The sequence below is a fragment of the Nocardioides sp. Leaf307 genome, assembly GCF_001423135.1.
Taxonomy (GTDB): Bacteria; Actinomycetota; Actinomycetes; order Propionibacteriales; family Nocardioidaceae; genus Nocardioides; species Nocardioides kribbensis.
The window spans coordinates 676941-695558 of record NZ_LMNY01000002.1; the positions used below are offsets into that span (position 1 = coordinate 676941).

The following is an 18618-nucleotide window of genomic DNA, read 5'->3' on the forward strand; positions in this document are numbered from 1 at the left end:
TTAGGTAAGGCTCACCTTACATGATCGGAGCTGCGGTGCGTCACGCCCGGTCCGCGGCCCGGACCTCGGACCGCTCGCCCGGGTGGATCGCGGGGCGCGCGGCCCGCGCGGCCGCGCGCCGACCGACCGGCACGACCATCGGCGAGCCCGTGATCGGGTCGGGCACCACCTGCGCGCGCAGCCCGAAGGCTTGCTCGACGCAGTCGGCGTCGAGCACCTCGGCGGGGCTCCCCTCGCACAGCAGCCGCCCCTCGTGCATGACCACGAGGTGATCGGCGTAGCGGGCCGCGAGGTTGAGCTCGTGCAGCACCATGACGACCGTCGTGCCGCGCTGCTCGTTGAGCTCGGCGAGCAGGTCGAGCACGTCGACCTGGTGGGCGATGTCGAGGTAGGTCGTGGGCTCGTCGAGCAGCATGATGCGGGGGTCCTGGGCCAGCATCATCGCCACCCACACGCGCTGGCGCTGCCCGCCCGAGAGCTCCTCGACCCGGCGGGCGGCCAGCTCGTGGGTGTCGGTGAGGGCGAGCGCCTCGGCCACCGCGTCGGAGTCGGCGGCGCTCCAGCGTCGGAAGGCGCCCTGGTGGGGGTGGCGACCGCGGCCGACGAGGTCGGCGACCGTGATCCCCTCCGGTGCCAGGGGCTGCTGCGGCAGCAGCCCCAGCACGGCGGCGACCTCGCGCGGGCGCACCGAGCGCAGGTCGCGCCCGTCGAGCTCGACCCGGCCGGCCGCGGGGGTCAGCAGCCGGCCGAGGCCGCGCAGCAGGGTCGACTTGCCGCAGCCGTTGGCCCCGACGATCACGGTGACCCGGCCGGGCGGCACGGCGAGGTCGACGCCGTGCACCACCGTGCGCTGGTCGTAGGCCAGCTCGAGCCCGCGGGCCACGAGCCGGACCGGCGCGTGGAAGGCACCGCTCGCCGGGCCCGGGCCGGCGTCGGAGGCCTCGTCGGGTCGGGCGGGACCCGCGGGACCACCGCCGAGCGGGCGGTCGAGGGGGGATGCGGTGGTGGCGGTCATGCGGGATCTCCTTCTCACGACGTCCGGCTCACGCGGTCCGGGTGCGTCCGCTGGCCATCAGCCAGATCAGGTAGGGGCCGCCGACGGCGCCGGTGACGACACCGACGGGGACGGCGAGGTCGGCGGGCAGGAGGTGCTGGGCCACGACGTCGGCGCCGACGACGAGCACGACCCCGACGAGGGCCGCCTGGAGCAGGGCCAGCGAGCCATCGCCGAGGAGGCGACGCGCGACGGGGGCGGCGGTGAAGGCGACGAAGGCCACGGGGCCGGCGGCGGCGGTCGCCACGCAGGCCAGGGCCACCCCCAGGGCGATGACCAGGGCGCGCACCACCTCGGGGCGGATGCCGAGCCCGGCGGCCTGCTCGTCGCCGAGCAGCAGCAGGTCGAGGCCCCGGGCCACCAGCACGACGAGCGGCACCAGCACCGCGAGCGCCACCCCCAGGGTCACGACGAGGCCCCAGGTGGCCTGGGCCAGGCTGCCGGTCATCCACAGCAGCGCGGCCTGCGCCTCGTTGACCTCGCTGCGCGTCAGCAGGTAGCCCACCACGCTGCTGCAGACGTAGGCCACGCCGATGCCGGCGAGCACGAAGCGGTGGCCGGTCATGCCCTGCCGCCACGCCACGGCGTAGAGCAGGAGGCCGACGAGGGCACCGCCCACCAGCGCGGAGGCGGAGACCGCGGCGCCGGTGGCTCCACCGAGCAGCAGCGCGGCCACGGCGCCGGCGCTGGCGCCCTGGGAGATGCCGATGACGTCGGGGCTGGCCAGCGGGTTGCGCAGCACCGACTGGAAGAGCGCCCCGGCCAGGCCGAAGGCCAGCCCGACCAGCACCCCGAGCACGAGGCGGGGGGCGCGCAGGTCGACCACGACGAAGCGGGCGGCGAGGTCGTCGTCGCTGCCGACGAGGGCGCCCACGACCTGGCCCACCGAGAGGCGGAAGTCGCCGAGCATGAGGGCGAGCGCCGACAGGGTGAGCGCGACGGCGGCCAGGGCCACGGTCACGACGGCGCGACGGCGCAGGCGACGGCGACGGCTCGCGGCCAGCCCGCGGCGCGCGACCTCCACCGGGCCCGGCGTCGACCCGTCGGGCGCGACCTGGCCCGCGGCAGCCCCGGACGGGCCCTGCTGCCGGCACGCGGAGGCGGGGCCGGGGCGGGTGGAGGACGGGGCGCTCATGCCGCCACCGCCTTCGAGCGGCGCACGAGCGCGACGAGCACGGGGGCGCCGATGACCGCGACGACCAGACCGGCCTCGACCTCGCCGGGGCGGGCGACGAGACGGCCGACCACGTCGGCGAGGAGCAGCACGACCGGGCCCAGCACGGTGGAGAGCACCACGATCCACCGGTAGTCGGGACCGACCACCGCGCGCGCGACGTGGGGCACGACGAGCCCCACGAAGGCGATCGGGCCCACCAGGGAGACCGCGGACCCGCACAGCAGCACGACCGCGGTGACCACCAGCAGGCGGCCCCGGGTGACGTCCTGGCCCAGCCCGCGGGCCACGTCGTCGCCGAGCGCGAGCGCGTTGAGCACCCGACCGGCGGCCAGCGCCAGGGCGAGCCCGACGAGCACGAAGGGCAGGACGGTGGTGAGCACGTCGAGCGGGCGGTTGGCCAGCGAGCCGACCTGCCAGAAGCGGTACTCGTCGAGGGTGCGGCGGTCGGTGAGCAGCACGACGGTGATGACCGAGGTGGCCGTGGCGGTGAAGGCGGCGCCCACCAGCGCGAGCTTGACCGGGGTGACGCCCTCCCAGCCGAGCGAGGCGGCGCCGTAGACGACGAGCGCGGCGACGGCGGCACCGCCGAAGGCGAAGGGGAGGTAGGCGGCGGTCGAGGCCACCCCGAGTCCGGCGATGGCCGCGACCACGGCGAGCGAGGCGCCGGCGTTGATGCCGAGGAGGCCGGGGTCGGCGATGGGGTTGCGGGTGACGCCCTGCATGAGCGCTCCCGCCGCGCCGAGCGCGGCGCCGGCGGCGAGGCCGATCAGGGTGCGCGGCACCCGCAGGTCGCGCACGACGAGGTGGTCGTTGTCGCCGGTCACCGGGTCGACCAGCGCGCGCCACACCTGGCCCGGGGCCACGTCGCGCGCGCCCCACACCAGGCTGGCGAGGGCCACGACGGCCACCAGGAGCAGCAGGACGAGCAGCGCCACGACGCCGCGCAGGGTCGTGCGAGGCGCCCGCGGGCCATCCTCGCGACGGCCTCCGCCACCTCGACCCTGCGGCGGTCCCTGGGGGGCGTGGGGCGCTGTGCCGGTCTCCGCGACGACGCTGATGGCTCGACCCTCCGCCGGTGCCCGCACCGTCTGCGCGAGCGACTTAGGTAAGGGTAACCTCACTCGGCAGCGCGCGGCCAGGGCGGTGCCCGCGTCGCGGACGCCGCACCCGGCGTCGCCCGCCGGCCGGCGGTCGGCCGGTCGGCCGGTCGGCCGGTCGGCCGGTCGTCAGACGATGCGGTGCATCCAGCCGAAGGTGTCCTCGGCGCGACCGAACTGGACGTCGACGAGGGCCTGCCGCACGGCGGTGGTGACCTCGCCGGCCTCGGCGGCGCAGGGCACCTCCCCGCCGTCCCACTTCAGGGCTCCGACGGGGGTGACCACGGCGGCGGTGCCGCAGGCGAAGATCTCGGTGATCTCGCCGCTGGCGACGCCCTCGCGCCACTCGTCGATGGAGAACCTGCGCTCCTCCACGACGTGGCCCATCTCCCGGGCCAGCTCGATGATGCTGGCGCGGGTGATGCCCTCGAGGATCGTGCCGGTCGCGGGGGTGACGATGCGCCCGTCGCGGTGCACGAAGTAGAGGTTCATGCCGCCGAGCTCCTCGACGTAGCGACCCTCCTGGGCGTCGAGGAAGACGACCTGGTCGCAGCCCTGGGCGATCGCCTCCTGCTGGGCGACCAGCGAGCTGGCGTAGTTGCCCCCGGTCTTGGCCGCGCCCATGCCGCCGCGACCGGCGCGGGTGTACTCCTCGGTCAGCCACAGGCTGACCGGCTTCACGCCGCCCTTGAAGTAGGCCCCGGCGGGGCTGGCGATGACCATGAAGGTGACGTGCTGGGCCGGGCGCACGCCCAGGAACACCTCGGAGGCGAACATGAACGGTCGCAGGTAGAGGCTCTTCTCCCCCGCGCCGGGCGCGGTGGTGTCGGGCACCCAGCGCTGGTCGACCTCGACGAGGGCGTCGACGGCCTGCACGAAGTCGGCGGGGTCGAGCACCGGCAGCGCGAGGCGGTGGCTGGAGCGCGCCATGCGCTTCGCGTTCTCCTCGGGGCGGAAGGACCAGACCGAGCCGTCGGCGTGACGGTAGGCCTTCATCCCCTCGAAGGTCTCCTGCGCGTAGTGCAGCACCGCCGAGGCCGGGTCGATGCTCAGCGGCGCGTAGGGCTCGATGCGGGCGTCGTGCCAGCCGGCCTCGGGGGTCCACTCCACGGTGAGCATGTGGTCGGTGAAGAAGTTGCCGAACCCGGGGTCGCCCAGGATGCCCGCGAGGCGCGCGTCGTCGACGGGGGTGGACGTCAGGGTGGTGCTGATCTGCATGGGGCTCACGGTAGTCGACCTCGGTGGTGGGGCCCGGCGCGGTGTGGGCGGCCGCGGGCGGGCGGGCTGGGACGGGCTGGGCTGGGACGGGCTGGGGCGGAGCGGCGTACGACGCGGTCGTGCGGCCCCCGTGACGCGCGGACGCCTCCCCCCGGTCGGGAGGAGGCGTCCGTGAGCGGTGGGGCCGGTCAGCCGCCGACGCGTGCGGCGATCGCGTCGCCGACCTCGGCGGTCGGGCGCGAGCCGGCGCGCTCGGCCAGGTCGGCGATCACCGCCGCCTCGATGACGGCGGCCGCCTGCGGGTGCCCGAGGTGGTCGAGCAGGAGCGAGGCGGAGAGGATCGCCGCGGTGGGGTCGGCCTTCTGCTGGCCCGCGATGTCGGGCGCGGAGCCGTGCACGGGCTCGAACATGCTGGGGGCGGTCCGGTCGGGGTTGACGTTGCCGGAGGCCGCGAGGCCGATGCCACCGGTGATGGCGGCGGCCAGGTCGGTGACGATGTCGCCGAAGAGGTTGTCGGTGACGATCACGTCGAAGCGCGCGGGGTCGGTGGTCAGGAAGATCATGGCCGCGTCGACGTGCATGTAGTCGACGGTGACCTCGGGGAACTCCCGGGCGACCTGCTGGGTCAGGCGCCACCACACCGCGCCCGCGTGCACGAGGACGTTGGTCTTGTGGACCAGGGTGAGCTTCTTGCGGGGCCGGCGCTGGGCGCGGGCGAAGGCGTCGCGCACGACGCGCTCCACGCCGAAGGCGGTGTTGACCGAGACCTCGGTGGCGACCTCCGCCGGGGTGCCGACGCGCAGGGCGCCGCCGTTGCCGGTGTAGGGGCCCTCGGTGCCCTCGCGGACCACCACGAAGTCGACCTCGCCGGGGTGTGCGAGGGGCGACGTCACGCCCGGGAAGATCCGGGAGGGTCGCAGGTTGACGTAGTGGTCGAGCTCGAAGCGCAGCCGCAGCAGCAGGCCGCGCTCCAGGATGCCCGGGGGCAGGTTCGGGTCGTTGGGCTTGCCGCCGACCGCGCCGAGGAGGATGGCGTCGTGCTGGCGGATCTCGCCGAGCACGGAGTCGGGCAGCACCTCGCCGGTGGCGAGGTAGCGCTCGGCGCCGAGGTCGTAGTGGGTCTGCTCGAACGTCACTCCCGCGGGGGCGACCACGTCGAGGACCTTGAGGGCCTCGGCGGTCACCTCCGGCCCGATGCCGTCGCCGGGGATGACGGCGAGGCGCACGGTGCCGGTGGCGGGCCCGGAGGGTGCTCCGGAGGTGGGGGCGGCGTTCGGGTCGGTCATGCGCGGAAGGCTAGTTGTCGTCGGGCCGCTCGCCCCCGTCGTCCCGCTGGTCGAGCGAGCGCTGGAGGGCCTCGCGGCTGCGGGGGTTCTCGGGGTCGTGGCTGGCCGGTCCCCACTCGGGGTACATGTCGTACATCGGTCTCTCCTTCGGTCCTGGGTTCGTTCCCGGGCTCGTTCCCGGGTCGTGACCCGGTCGGTCGCGCCGACCGGCGGGGCGCCGGCCGACGGCGGTGGCGCCGTGCGGCTCGCGGCACGGCTGGAACGACGACACCCCACACGGGCGGGCGGGTCGGCTCGCGGATCGCACGAGGGACGGGCCGTGCGGGGGGCGGGTCGCGCGTGGCGCACGGGCCGACCGGTAGGGACGTCATCGATCCAGCAGTGCCAAGAGACCACGTACGACGACCACCGCGGCGAGGTGGCCTCTCTGAGCAGATCTACTGCTGGGCCCCGCCGCGGCGCTCGATGAGTACGAGGATGCTCCGCATGGTGCGACCACGGTAGCCCCGCATTCCGGACGCCGGCCACCGCTTTCCGGAATCCGTCCGCGATCCGAGACGACCGTCCCGCAGTGGGAGACTCGGCGCATGAGCGCCCCTCCCGACCTTCCCGACGTGGTCGCCCGCGCGTTCGCGGTCTCACGGCGCGCGGGGTACGTGTCGTTCTGCCGCAACGAGACCGGCCGGCTGCTGGCGACGCTCGCCGCCACCCGCTCCGGCACCATGGCGGAGTTCGGGACCGGCTGCGGGGTGGGCACGGCCTGGCTGCGCTCGGGGGTGCGCGACGACGCCACCCGGATCGTCACCGCCGAGCTCGACCCCCGCCTGGCCGGCGCCGCCTCCGAGATCTTCGTCGACGACGGTCAGGTCGAGGTGCTGGCCGCCGACTGGTCGACCCTGCTCGACAAGGGCCCCTTCTCGCTGCTCTTCCTCGACTCCGGGGAGCCCACCGAGGTCGGTGTCGACGCCGTGGCCGACCTGGTCGAGGCCGGCGGCATCGTCGTCCTCGACGACTTCACCCCCTGCGAGGTCTGGCCGCCGATCAGCTACGGCCGCGTCGACACCCTGCGCGAGCAGTGGCTCACCGACCCCCGCTTCACCACCGTCGAGGTGATGGTGGCCTCCGACGCCTCCACCCTCATCGCCACCCGGCGCTGAGGCTCCGGCCCGCCGGACCTCAGGAGCCGCCGGCGGCGGGTCCGCGGGCGGGGTCGAGGCGCAGGTCGACCGTGAGGGACGGCAGCATCGCCTGGGTCAGCGGGCCGATCGCGAGCGCGTAGAGCACCGTGCCGAGCCCGAGCACCCCGCCGAGGGCCAGGCCGAGCAGCACGACGCTCACCTCGAGCCCGGTGCGCACCAGCCGCAGCGACAGCCCCGTGCGCCGGCTCAGCCCGGTCATCAGCCCGTCGCGGGGGCCGCGACCCAGCTGGGCGCCGATGTAGAGCGCGCTGGCGAAGCCGCACAGCAGGACGCCGCCGACCATGAGGGCGGCGCGGGCGGCCCAGCCCTGCGGCGCCTCGAGCAGGGCCAGCGTGGCGTCGGCGGAGAGGCCCACCACGACGGCGTTGGCGACGGTGGCGAGGCCCGGCACCTCGCGCAGCGGCACCCAGGCGAGCAGCAGCAGGAAGCTCACCGCCACGATCACCTGGCCGAGGGTGAGCGGCACCAGGCCCGCCAGCCCCGAGTGCAGCACGTCCCAGGGGGCCAGACCCAGGTCGCCGCGGACCATCATGGCCAGCGACACGCCGTAGAGCACCAGGCCGACGGCGAGCTGGGGCAGCCGGCGGCCCAGGCGCCCCGCCCGCAGCTGGGCGACGGGTCCGAGGTCGGCCAGGGCGGGTCGGGGGCGTCGGGTGGCGGTGGTCGTGGGCACCACACCAGCCTGCGCCCGATTGGCCTGGGAACAAATAGCCAATCGTGGGACAGTGGTCTGCATGACCCAGGCCACCTCCGCCCGCAGCGCGCCCCACCGCCCGGCCGGGGCGCGGCGCTCCGACCCGGGCCCGCTGCCGCTGAGCGCCACGACGGTGTCGGCCCCGCGCCTGGCCGCGCTCGTGGGCGGCTTCGACCGCTCCCCGGCCTACCTCGGCCTCGCCGACGCCCTCACCCTGCTCATCGGCGACGGCCGCATCGGCTACGGCACCCGGCTGCCCAGCGAGCGAGACCTCACCGAGGCGCTGGCCGTCTCGCGCACCACCGTCACCCGCGCCTACGCCGCGCTGCGCGAGACCGGCTTCGCCGAGGCCCGGCAGGGCGCCGGCACCTTCGCCCGGCTGCCGGGCGGGCGCGGCCGGGCCCACGACCGCGCCCTGCTGCCCGGCCCCGACGACGCCGAGGCCATCGACCTCAACTGCGCCGCGGCCAGCGCGCCGCCGGGCCTGGCCGCCGCCTTCGCCGAGGCCGCAGCACTGCTGCCGGCCCACCTCGGCGGTCACGGCTACTTCCCGGCCGGCATGCCGGCGCTGCAGGCCGCGATCGCCGCGTCGTACGCCGCACGGGGCCTGCCCACCGACCCCGCGCAGGTGCTGGTCACCCCGGGTGCGCTCTCCGCGGCCGCGATCGTGGCCCGGGCCTTCGCCGGGCCGGGCTCACGGGTGCTGGTGGAGTCGCCGGTCTACCCCAACGCGACCGGCGCCATCCGCAACGCCGGCGCCCGGCTGGTGCCCTGCCCGGTGGACCCCGACGGGTGGGACCTCGACGCCGTCGCGAGCACCCTGCGGCGCAGCCGCCCGGCCCTGGCCTACCTCGTGCCCGACTTCCAGAACCCGACCGGCCTGCTCATGGCCGACGAGGAGCGCGAGCGCTACGCCTCCTACCTGCGCGCCGCGGGCACGGTCGCGGTGGTCGACGAGGCCCACCAGGCCCTGGCCCTCGACGGCCAGGCGATGCCCGCGCCCTTCGCCCTGCACTCCCCCGACACGATCACGCTCGGCAGCGCCAGCAAGTCCTTCTGGGGCGGGTTGCGGCTGGGCTGGGTCAGGGCACCGCACCACCGCGTGGAGGCCCTCACCCAGGCCCGCCTCGTGCTCGACCTCGGCTCCCCGGTCATGGAGCAGCTGGTGCTGACGCGGCTGCTGGCCGGCGGGCCGGTGCTGCCCGAGCACGTCACCCGGCTGCGCACGCAGCGCGACGCGCTCGCGGCGTCGGTGCGCTCGCGCCTGCCCGGGTGGCGCTTCCGCCTGCCCGGCGGCGGGCTGGCGCTGTGGTGCGAGCTGCCGGCGGCGCGGGCCAGCGCCCTGGCCGACGAGGCCGAGCGACGCGGCGTGCTCGTCGCGCCCGGCCCGGTCTTCGCCGCCGACGGCGGTCTCGACCGCTTCGTGCGGCTGCCCTGGTCGCGCCCGGCCGCTGAGCTCGACGACGCCGTGGCCCGCCTGGCCGAGGCCTGGGACGTCGTCGCCCGCGGCCGCGGCCGCTCCCACACCGCCCGCGACCGCGTCACCGTCGCCTGAGACCCACCTCGCCCGGGCGTCCTCAGGTGAGGTCGACGGCGCGCACGGAGACCGCGTCGATGGCGCGCCCCATGGCGGCGAGCACGTCGGCGGGCACGGCGGAGTCGACCGAGAGGGCGACGAGGGCCAGGCCCCCGGGGGCGTCGCGGGAGACCTGCATGCCGCCGATGTTGACGCCCGCGTCGCCGAGCACCCGCCCGACGGTGCCGACGACGCCGGGGCGGTCGGCGTAGGTGAGGAAGGCCAGGTGGTCGGTGGGCTCGATGTCGAGGGCGTAGCCGTTGACCTCCACGAGCCGCTCGCGCTGGCCGATGCCGACCAGGGTGCCGCTGACCGAGACCGTGTCGCCGCCCGCGAGGGTGCCGCGCAGGGTGACGAGGTTGCGGTGGTCGGGGCTCTCGGGGTCGACCACGAGGCGCACGGCGGTGCCGCGCTCGGCGGCCAGCAGCGGGGCGTTGACGTAGGAGACGGTCTCCTCGGCGATGTCGGCCAGCACGCCCTTGAGGGCGGCGAGCTCGAGCACGGTGACGTCGTGGTCGGTGATCTCGCCGCGCACCTCCACGTCGAGGCTGGCGGCGGCCTCGCCGGCCAGCGCGCTGAAGATCCGGCCCAGCCGCTCGGTCAGCGGGATGCCGGGGCGCACGTCGTGGGCGATGACGCCGCCCTGCACGTTGACGGCGTCGGGCACCAGCTCGCCGGCCAGCGCCAGGCGCACCGACCGGGCGACCGCCAGCCCCGCCTTCTCCTGGGCCTCGTGGGTGGAGGCGCCGAGGTGCGGCGTGGCCACGACACCCGGCAGCCCCAGCAGCGGGCTGCCCGTGGCCGGCTCGTGCTCGAAGACGTCGAGGGCCGCGGCGGCCACCCTGCCCTCGACGAGGGCGTCGTGGAGCGCGGCCTCGTCGACGACGCCGCTGCGTGCGGCGTTGACGACGATGACCGAGGGCCGCACCAGCCGCAGCTCGGCCTCCCCGATCAGCCCGGTGGTCTCGGGGGTGCGGGGCAGGTGCACCGAGACGACGTCGGAGTCGCGCAGCAGGGTGGCGAGGTCGACCAGGCGCACGCCGACCTGGGCGGCGCGGCCGGGCTGGACGTAGGGGTCGTAGGCCAGCACCTTCATGCCGAAGGCCGCGAGGCGCTGCGCGACGAGCACGCCGATGCGGCCCAGCCCCACCACGCCGACGGTCTTGTCGTAGAGCTCGGTGCCGGTGAAGCTCTCCCGCTCCCACCGCCCCTCCCGCAGCGCCTCCTGGGCCGGTACGACGCACCGGGCGGCGGCCAGCAGCAGGCCCACGGCCAGCTCGGCCACCGAGACCGCGTTGGAGGTGGGCGCGTTGACGACGACCACGCCCGCGTGGGTGGCGGCGCGCACGTCGATGGTGTCGAGGGCGACCCCGGCCCGGGCGACGACCCGCAGGCGGGGCGCGGCCGCCAGGACCTCGGCGTCGACCCGCGTCGCGGAGCGCACGACGAGCGCGGAGGCGTCGGCGACCTCGCGGAGCAGGCGGGCGCGGTCGGTGCCGTCGCAGGTGCGGACCTCGACGTCGGGGCCGAGGGCCTCGAGGGTGGCCGGGCTCAGCGGCTCGCAGATCAGGACGACGGGCTTGCTCACGAGCGGTGACCTCGCTGGTCCTCGACGGGGCTCCCCGGGGCGTGGCCGCGAGAGACGCGGGCCGCCGGGGCGGTGCGCGGCGCGGTCGCGGGACGACGGCGGGGACGGGACGGTGCACGACGCTGTGCGGCCCGCACCCTACCGGCCGCGGGCGACGGGAAAGCGGTGGCACCGCGCCTACGCGGCGACTTACCGTGGACCCGTCCCATCCCCTCCCCCACGGCAGGTCCGGTTGCTCCTCTGAGGCCCACGTCCCCGCGTCGGCGAGCCCCGCTCGCCCGCGATCCGTCACGTCCTCAGGAGGCCCCATGCCCGCACCCACCCCTCGTACCCCCTCCCCGCCCCCGGACCCGGCGCCCGCGATCAGGCTGGCGGGGGTCGTCCACACCTGGGCCGACGGCACCCCCGCCCTCGGCGGCGGCGAGCCGCTCGACCTCGCGGTGCCCCCCGGCCGCTCCGGCCTGGTCGGGGCCAACGGCTCGGGCAAGTCCACCCTGCTGCGGCTGGTGGCCGGTGAGCTGACGCCCACCTCCGGTCACGTCGCGGTGCGCGGGGAGGTCGGGCTGCTGCCGCAGGACCTCACCCTCGACGTCGGCGCGGCCGTCGCCGACGTGCTCGGCGTCGGGTCGGTGCGCCGAGCGCTGCGCGAGCTGGAGGCCGGCGCCTCCGACGAGCGGGCGACCCGGCTGGTGACCGAGGTCGGCGACGACTGGGACCTGCCCGACCGCGCCGAGGCCGAGCTCGACCGCCTCGGGCTGCCCGCCGGGGTGCTCGGGCGCCGCCTCGGCGAGCTCTCGGGCGGCGAGGTGGTGCGGCTCGGGCTGGCGCGGCTGCTGCTGCGCCGACCCGACGTGCTGCTGCTCGACGAGCCCACCAACAACCTCGACGCCGCCGCGCGGCGACGTCTCGGCGAGGTGCTGGCGTCGTGGACCCGGACCCTGGTCGTGGTCAGCCACGACCGCGCGCTGCTCGAGCAGGTCGACCGCGTCGGCGACCTCCGCGCGGGGCGGGTGCGGTGGTACGGCGGCGGCTGGTCGGCCTACGCCGCGCAGCTGCGCGCCGAGCAGGAGGCCGCCGCGGCCGCCGTCACCTCGGCCCGCTCCGAGGTGCGGCGCCAGCGGGCCGACCGGGTCGAGGCCGAGCGCGTGATCGCCCAGCGCCGGCGCCAGGGCGTGCGCGCCGCACGTGCCGGCGGCATGGGACGCGCCGAGATCGACTACAAGCAGAACCGCTCGGAGCGCTCGGCCGCGGGCTACCGCACGGTCCACGAGGGGCGCCTCGAGGACGCCCGTGCCCGGCTCGAGGAGGCCGCGCGCCGGGTCCACGACGACACCGCGGTCAGGGTCGACCTGCCCGCCACCGCGGTCCCGCGGGGGCGGCGCGTGCTCGCCACCGCCGGGCTGGTGCTGCGCACCGGCGCCGCGGTCGACCTCGCCGTGCACGGCCCCGACCGGGTCGCGGTGGTGGGGCCCAACGGAGCCGGCAAGACCACCCTGCTGCACACCGTGGCCGGGCTGCTGCCGCCCGCCGCCGGCGCGGTGTCGACGTACGTGCCGACGGCGCTGCTGCCGCAGCGCCTCGACGTGCTCGACCCCGCCCGCACGGTGCTCGACGGGGTGCTCGACCGCTCACCGGGCGCCGACGCGCACGAGGCCCGGGCGCGGCTGGCGCGCTTCGGCTTCCGCGGCGACGCCGCCGGGCGCCTGGTGGGCGTGCTCTCCGGCGGGGAGCGCTTCCGCGCGACCCTGGCGGCCCTGCTGCTGGCCGACCCGGCGCCGCGGCTGCTGCTGCTCGACGAGCCCACCAACAACCTCGACCTGGCCTCCTACGACGCCCTCGTGAGCGCGCTGGCGGCCTTCCGGGGCGCGCTGCTGGTGGTGAGCCACGACCCAGTGTTCCTCGAGGACGTCGGCGTGGACCGGGTCGTCGACCTGGGCGGGACGCCTCAGAGCAGCGGCGGGGAGTAGACGCAGAGGGGGCGGGCCGTGGAGGGGTCGAGCCGGTTCTTGACCAGCCGCACGACGTTGGGCGAGTAGCTGATGCTGAGGTGGTCGCTCTGGTCGAGCGGGCAGCGCGACTGGAGCAGGATGTTGGTGACGCCGGGGTCCTTGAGGAAGGCGTTGCGGTAAGGCGTCACGACGTTGTCGAAGAGGGTCTGGATGACGGTGTAGCGCACGCCGGGCACCGTGTCGCCGCCCTGGTTGAGCCGGGCCAGGAAGTCCGAGCCCTGCCGCTGCTGCGGGATCGCCGGCGCCGCCAGGCCGACGAGCCCCTCACCGCCGGGCAGCGCGGCGACCAGCGGGAGCACGCCGAAGAAGGTCGTGCCGTAGTTGCTCGACGACAGCCCGATGAGCTGGTCGACCTTGTCGGCGCCGCCGAGGAAGCGCAGGTAGTAGCGCGGCATCATCCCGCCCTGCGAGTGCCCGACCAGGTCGACCTCGGCCGCACCGGTGGCGGCCAGCACCCGGTCGACGTACGCCGAGAGCTCCTGGGCCGACGCGGCGATGTCCGAGAGGCCCCGGTAGGGCGTGCGGGTGTAGCTGCCGTAGTCGAGGGCGAAGACGCAGTAGCCGGCCGCGGCGAGGTCGGGGGCCATCTGCGCCCAGTTGTCGTAGCGGTTCTCGACCGTGCCGTGGACCAGCACGACCGGGCGCGGGTGGGCGGCGCTGGGCCGGCAGGCCCAGTCGTTGGCGCCGGGCGGGTCGAGGTCGGGCAGCAGGTTGCTCAGCAGCAGCGCGGCAGGGAACGACGTCAGCCGCGGCCCGACGCCGCTCTCCTGCGCCGCCGACGCCGCGGCCGACGCCACGGGGCCGAGATCGGCCGCCGCCGCCGGCGGCCCGCCGGCGAGCGCGGCCCCCAGGGCGGTCGTGGCGAGCAGGGCGGCGAGGGCGCGCAGCGGCGAGCGTCGGGTCACCCGCCGACCGTAACCGCCGTCACACCGTCGGGGCCACACCTGTCCACCGGGACAGGTGGGCGGGGCCCGTCGCCGGCCGCACCCGCCGGCGCCCGCCGTGGGTCAGAGCGCGCACCCGTCGGGCCCGCAGGCCTCCCCCGCCTCGCCGGCTCCGACGACCTGCAGCGGCGGGTGGGCCTCGGTCCAGGCGGTGCGCAGGACCTGGGCGAAGACGTCGGCCGGCTGGGCACCGGAGATGCCGTAGCGCCGGTCGACGACGAAGAACGGCACGCCGGTGGCGCCGTAGGCCCGGGCCTGCTCGACGTCGGCGGCGACCTCCTCGGCGTGGGCCTGCCCGGCGAGGACCGCGCGGGCCGGCCCCTCCTCGAGTCCGGCGGCCCGGGCGGCGGCCACCAGCACGTCGTGGTCGCCGACGTCCTCGGCCCGGCTGAAGTACGCCGCGAGCAGCTCCTCCTTGAGCGCGCGCTGCTGCGCGGGCCCGCCGACGGCGAGGGCGTGGTGCAGCAGCCGGTGGGCGTCGACGGTGTTGGTGTGCACGGTGTCGAAGAGCCGCAGCTCCAGGCCCTCCTCGGCGCCGGTCTCGACCAGCGAGGCCACCATCTGGCGCATCTCGTCCTCGGGGCGGCCGTACTTGCGCGCCAGCTGCGGCAGGGTCTTCTCGTGGCCGTGGTGCGGCGCGGAGGGGTCGAGCTCGAAGGAGCGGTAGACCACCTCGACCTCGTCGGCGTGCTCGAAGTCGGCCAGCGCCGACTCCAGCCGGCGCTTGCCGACGTAGCACCACGGGCACACGACGTCTGACCAGATCTCGATCTGCATGCCTGCCCCAACGGCCCCGGGGCACGGGGCATTCCGCGCGGGCCGCGCGCCGGCCGGGTGGCGGGCGACCGGACGCCACGAGCCGGCGCCCCGGGTGGGGCGCCGGCTCGGCGGGTGCTGCTGGTGCTGCTGGTGCTGCTGGTGGTGCGGGTCGTCCCGGGCGGGACCGACCGGGTCAGCGGGCGGAGGTGCCCTCGACGTAGTCGGAGTCGTGGCTCTTGACCCAGGCCATCAGCTTGCGCAGCTCGCGGCCGGTGGACTCGATCGGGTGCGCCTCGCCCTTCTTGCGGAACTCGGTGAACTCCGGCGAGCCGTTGTCCATGTCGGTGATGAAGCGCTCGGCGAAGGCGCCGTTCTTGATGTCGGCGAGCACGTCCTCCATGTTCTTCTTCACCTCGGGCGTGATGACCCGGGGGCCCGAGACGTAGTCGCCGAACTCGGCGGTGTCGGAGACCGACCAGCGCTGCTTGGCGATGCCGCCCTCGTACATCAGGTCGACGATGAGCTTGAGCTCGTGGAGGCACTCGAAGTAGGCCACCTCGGGCTGGTAGCCGGCCTCGGTGAGCACCTCGAAGCCGTACTGCACCAGCTGCGAGGCGCCGCCGCACAGCACGGCCTGCTCGCCGAAGAGGTCGGTCTCGGTCTCCTCGGTGAAGGTGGTCTTGATGCCGCCGGCACGCAGGCCGCCGATGGCCTTGGCGTAGGACAGCGCGAGGTCCCAGGTGGAGCCCGAGGCGTCCTTCTCGACGGCGACGAGCACGGGCACGCCGCGGCCGTCGACGTACTCGCGGCGCACGAGGTGGCCGGGGCCCTTGGGGGCGACCATGAAGACGTCGACGCCCTCGGGCGGGGTGATGTAGCCGAAGCGGATGTTGAAGCCGTGGCCGAAGACGAGGGTGTCGCCCTCGGCGAGCGCCGGGGCGATCTCCTCGGCGTAGAGCTTCCGCTGGTGCTGGTCGGGGGCGAGGATGACGATGACGTCGGCCTCCTCCGCGGCCTCGGCGGGGGTGAGCACGCGCAGGCCCTCGGCCTCGGCCTTGGCCCGGCTCTTCGAGCCCGGCTGCAGGCCGATGCGGACGTCGACGCCGGAGTCGCGCAGCGACAGCGAGTGGGCGTGGCCCTGGCTGCCGTAGCCGATGACCGCCACGCTCTTGCCCTGGATCAGGGACAGGTCGGCGTCGTCGTCGTAGAACATCTCAGCCACGGGGGCTTCTCCTTCGGGTTGGTTTCAGTGGAGGTGCGTCGGGGGCGCCGGGTCAGACCGCGGCGGGCGGAGCGGGGGTGGCGACCGGGCGCAGGCTGCGCTCGGAGATGGAGCGGGAGCCGCGGCCGATGGCGACCATGCCGGACTGCACGAGCTCGCGGATCCCGAAGGGCTCCAGCACGCGCAGGAAGTCGGCGATCTTGCCGGCGTTGCCGGTGATCTGCACGGTGAGGGCGTCGGGGGCCACGTCGATGACCTTGGCGCGGAAGAGCTGCACGGTGTCGAGCACCTGGCCGCGGGTCTCCGCGGTGGCGGCGACCTTGACGAGCACCAGCTCGCGGTTGACCGAGGCGCCCTGGTCGAGCTCGACGATCTTGATCACCTCGACCAGCTTGTTGAGCTGCTTGGTGACCTGCTCCAGCGGGGAGCGCTCGACGTCGACCACGATCGTCATCCGCGAGATCTCCGGGTGCTCGGTGGGGCCCACCGCGAGGCTGTCGATGTTGAAGCCGCGGCGGCTGAAGAGCCCGGCGATGCGGGCCAGGACACCGGGCTTGTTCTCCACCAGCACCGACAGGGTGCTGCGGGAGTCGGCGTGTGCGCTCACAGGTCGTCCTCGTCGAAGTCGGGCGCGAGGTCTCGCGCGTACTTGATGTCGTCGTTGCTGGTGCCGGCGGCGACCATCGGCCACACCATGGCGTCGCGGTGCACCCGGAAGTCCACCACGACGGGCACGTCGTTGATCTCCATGGCCTTCTCGATGGTGGCGTCGACGTCGCCGGGGGCCTCGCAGGACAGTCCGACGCAGCCGTAGGCGTCGGCGAGCTTGACGAAGTCGGGGATGCGCACCGGGCCGCCGTGGCGCTGGAGGTTGGTGTTGGAGTAGCGCTCGTTGTAGAAGAGCGTCTGCCACTGGCGCACCATGCCGAGCGACTCGTTGTTGATGATCGCGACCTTGATCGGGATGCCCTCGATCGCGCAGGTGGCGAGCTCCTGGTTGGTCATCTGGAAGCAGCCGTCGCCGTCGATCGACCAGACGGTGGTGTCGGGCATGCCGACCTTGGCGCCCATCGCGGCCGGCACCGAGTAGCCCATGGTGCCGAGGCCGCCGGAGTTGAGCCAGGTGTTGGGGTGCTCGTAGCCGATGAACTGCGCGGCCCACATCTGGTGCTGGCCGACGCCGGAGGTGTAGATGGCCTCGGGCCCGGCGATCGAGCCGAGCCGCTCGATGACGTACTGCGGCGAGAGGCTGCCGTCGGTGGGCAGGTCGTAGCCCAGGGCGTACTTCTGCTTCACCCCGGCCAGGAACTGCACCCACTGCTCGTAGTCGCCGGTGGTGCCGGCGTCGCTCTCGGCGGTGAGCGCCACGACGAGGTCGGAGATCACCTCGCGGCAGTCGCCCACGATCGGGACGTCGGCGTGGCGGTTCTTGCCGATCTCGGCGGGGTCGATGTCGGCGTGCACGACCTTGGCGCCGGGGGCGAAGGAGTCGAGGTTGCCGGTGACGCGGTCGTCGAAGCGGGCACCGAGGCTGATGATGAGGTCGCTCTTCTGCAGCGCCGCGACCGCCGCCACCGTGCCGTGCATGCCGGGCATGCCCAGGTGCTGGGGGTGGGAGTCGGGGAAGGCGCCGCGGGCCATCAGGGTCGTGACCACCGGCATGCCGGTGAGCTCGGCCAGCACGCGCAGCTCGCGGTGGGCGCGGGCGCGGATGACGCCGCCGCCGACGTAGAGCACCGGGCGGCGGGCCTCCAGGGCCAGGCGCGCGGCCTCGCGGATCTGCTTGGCGTGCGGCTTGGTCACCGGGCGGTAGCCGGGCAGCTGGAGCTCGGTGGGCCAGCGGTAGTCGGTCATGGCCTGCAGCGCCGACTTGGCGACGTCGACCAGCACCGGCCCGGGGCGACCCGTCGAGGCGATGTGGAAGGCCTCGGCGACCTTCTGCGGGATCTCGGCGGGGTCGGTGACGAGGAAGTTGTGCTTGGTGATCGGCATCGTGATGCCACGGATGTCGGCCTCCTGGAAGGCGTCGGTGCCGATCATCGAGGCCCCGACCTGACCGGTCACGGCGACCAGCGGCACGGAGTCCATGTGGGCGTCGGCGAGCGGCGTGACCAGGTTGGTCGCGCCCGGGCCCGACGTGGCCATGCAGACCCCGACCCGCCCCGTCGCGGCGGCGTACCCCTGGGCGGCGTGGCCCGCACCCTGCTCGTGGCGCACCAGGATGTGGCGGATGGAGGAGTCCATCAGCGGGTCGTACGCCGGGAGGATCGCGCCGCCGGGGATGCCGAAGACGTCGGTCACGCCGGCCGCCTCCAGCGACTTGATCAGGCTCTGCGCACCCGTCACCTGCTCGCTCATGCCTCTGTGCCCCTTGCTCCTGTGTGGCCCGCGGGGGGCCGGTGTGTGGCTCGTGGAAGGTGGCCCCGGAGGGCCGTGCCGCCTGGACCTGCGCGCTGGATCCGCCTGCCGGTGCTGCGTGCTGGATCTGGCGTGCCGCTCGTGGTCGCCTCCGGTGTGCGAGGCACAAAAAAGCCCCCCGGCCCGAGGGCGACGAGGGGTGACACGTGGACTTCGACCGGGTGTGGTGGTCTCAGCTCACGCGTCGCGTGCGTACAAGAAGGTCCTGGCGCATGCTGACCACGGTAGCCCGTGGCCCCTCTCCCGTCACCACACCCTGCCACCCCGTCCCACGATGCGGGACGGCGGTCCCACATCGTGGTCGGGTCGAGGGTGCCGATCGGCGGCCCGGGTGCGCACGCGGCTGGGTGCGGCGTTCCCGATCACGCAATTTTGCC

The 18618-nt window shown here is 75.1% G+C and carries 16 protein-coding genes; 3 read left to right on the forward strand and 13 right to left on the reverse strand.

Annotated features, from left to right (window positions below; translation table 11 throughout):
- Positions 1-40 precede the first annotated feature (40 nt).
- The 6 genes from ASF50_RS12425 to ASF50_RS19910 form a co-directional block, all read right to left on the reverse strand.
- Positions 41-1015 carry an ABC transporter ATP-binding protein gene (locus tag ASF50_RS12425; RefSeq protein WP_082503144.1) on the reverse strand — a complete coding sequence of 325 codons (975 nt, stop codon included), beginning with the start codon at positions 1013-1015 and terminating at the stop codon, positions 41-43.
- A 28-nt stretch (positions 1016-1043) separates the two neighbouring features.
- Positions 1044-2189, reverse strand: a complete 1146-nt coding sequence (locus tag ASF50_RS12430; protein WP_082503145.1) for a FecCD family ABC transporter permease — start codon at positions 2187-2189, stop codon at positions 1044-1046.
- Positions 2186-3166, reverse strand: a complete 981-nt coding sequence (locus ASF50_RS12435; protein ID WP_235558578.1) for a FecCD family ABC transporter permease — start codon at positions 3164-3166, stop codon at positions 2186-2188. Before ASF50_RS12435 ends, ASF50_RS12430 begins: the two co-directional genes overlap by 4 nt.
- Before the next feature lie 291 nt (positions 3167-3457).
- The gene (locus ASF50_RS12440; protein WP_056862313.1) at positions 3458-4546 is read right to left on the reverse strand and encodes a branched-chain amino acid aminotransferase; all 1089 of its coding nucleotides are present in this window, start codon (positions 4544-4546) and stop codon (positions 3458-3460) included.
- Positions 4547-4734: 188 nt separating this feature from the next.
- On the reverse strand, positions 4735-5832 hold the full coding sequence (locus ASF50_RS12445; RefSeq protein WP_056904643.1) for a 3-isopropylmalate dehydrogenase: 1098 nt from the start codon (positions 5830-5832) through the stop codon (positions 4735-4737).
- A 10-nt stretch (positions 5833-5842) separates the two neighbouring features.
- The gene (locus ASF50_RS19910; RefSeq protein ID WP_264674828.1) at positions 5843-5968 is read right to left on the reverse strand and encodes a hypothetical protein; all 126 of its coding nucleotides are present in this window, start codon (positions 5966-5968) and stop codon (positions 5843-5845) included.
- Between the two features lie 451 nt (positions 5969-6419).
- Between ASF50_RS19910 and ASF50_RS12450 the strand changes: the two genes are divergently transcribed.
- Positions 6420-6989 (forward strand): O-methyltransferase, encoded by a 570-nt coding sequence (locus ASF50_RS12450; RefSeq protein ID WP_056904644.1) that lies wholly within the window; start codon positions 6420-6422, stop codon positions 6987-6989.
- 19 nt (positions 6990-7008) lie between these two features.
- Here ASF50_RS12450 and ASF50_RS12455 read toward each other — a convergent pair whose 3' ends face one another.
- Positions 7009-7704 carry a YczE/YyaS/YitT family protein gene (locus ASF50_RS12455; RefSeq protein WP_056905001.1) on the reverse strand — a complete coding sequence of 232 codons (696 nt, stop codon included), beginning with the start codon at positions 7702-7704 and terminating at the stop codon, positions 7009-7011.
- A gap of 61 nt (positions 7705-7765) precedes the next feature.
- Here ASF50_RS12455 and ASF50_RS12460 point away from each other — a divergent pair, with 61 nt between their 5' ends.
- On the forward strand, positions 7766-9280 hold the full coding sequence (locus ASF50_RS12460; protein WP_082503146.1) for a PLP-dependent aminotransferase family protein: 1515 nt from the start codon (positions 7766-7768) through the stop codon (positions 9278-9280).
- Between the two features lie 22 nt (positions 9281-9302).
- Here ASF50_RS12460 and serA read toward each other — a convergent pair whose 3' ends face one another.
- A complete protein-coding gene (gene serA / locus ASF50_RS12465; protein WP_056904645.1) occupies positions 9303-10889 on the reverse strand; it encodes a phosphoglycerate dehydrogenase in 1587 nt (528 codons plus the stop codon).
- Positions 10890-11197: 308 nt separating this feature from the next.
- Here serA and ASF50_RS12470 point away from each other — a divergent pair, with 308 nt between their 5' ends.
- Positions 11198-12856 (forward strand): ABC-F family ATP-binding cassette domain-containing protein, encoded by a 1659-nt coding sequence (locus ASF50_RS12470; RefSeq protein WP_082503147.1) that lies wholly within the window; start codon positions 11198-11200, stop codon positions 12854-12856.
- On the opposite strand, the gene ASF50_RS12475 is transcribed toward ASF50_RS12470, so the two are convergent.
- From ASF50_RS12475 to ASF50_RS12495, 5 genes are all read right to left on the reverse strand, one after another.
- Entirely contained in the window at positions 12835-13803 is a 969-nt protein-coding gene (locus ASF50_RS12475) for an esterase/lipase family protein (RefSeq protein ID WP_056904646.1), read from the reverse strand. The two genes, ASF50_RS12470 and ASF50_RS12475, sit on opposite strands and share 22 nt — an antisense overlap.
- A 102-nt stretch (positions 13804-13905) precedes the next feature.
- Positions 13906-14619: a DsbA family oxidoreductase gene (locus ASF50_RS12480; protein ID WP_056904647.1), complete on the reverse strand. Its 714-nt coding sequence runs from the start codon at positions 14617-14619 to the stop codon at positions 13906-13908.
- 175 nt (positions 14620-14794) lie between these two features.
- Positions 14795-15823, reverse strand: coding sequence for a ketol-acid reductoisomerase (ilvC, locus tag ASF50_RS12485; protein WP_056862307.1), 1029 nt, complete (start codon positions 15821-15823; stop codon positions 14795-14797).
- Positions 15824-15875: 52 nt separating this feature from the next.
- On the reverse strand, positions 15876-16430 hold the full coding sequence (gene ilvN, locus ASF50_RS12490) for an acetolactate synthase small subunit (protein WP_056862306.1): 555 nt from the start codon (positions 16428-16430) through the stop codon (positions 15876-15878).
- A complete protein-coding gene (locus ASF50_RS12495) occupies positions 16427-18181 on the reverse strand; it encodes an acetolactate synthase large subunit (protein WP_056904648.1) in 1755 nt (584 codons plus the stop codon). Before ASF50_RS12495 ends, ilvN begins: the two co-directional genes overlap by 4 nt.
- Positions 18182-18618 lie beyond the last annotated feature (437 nt).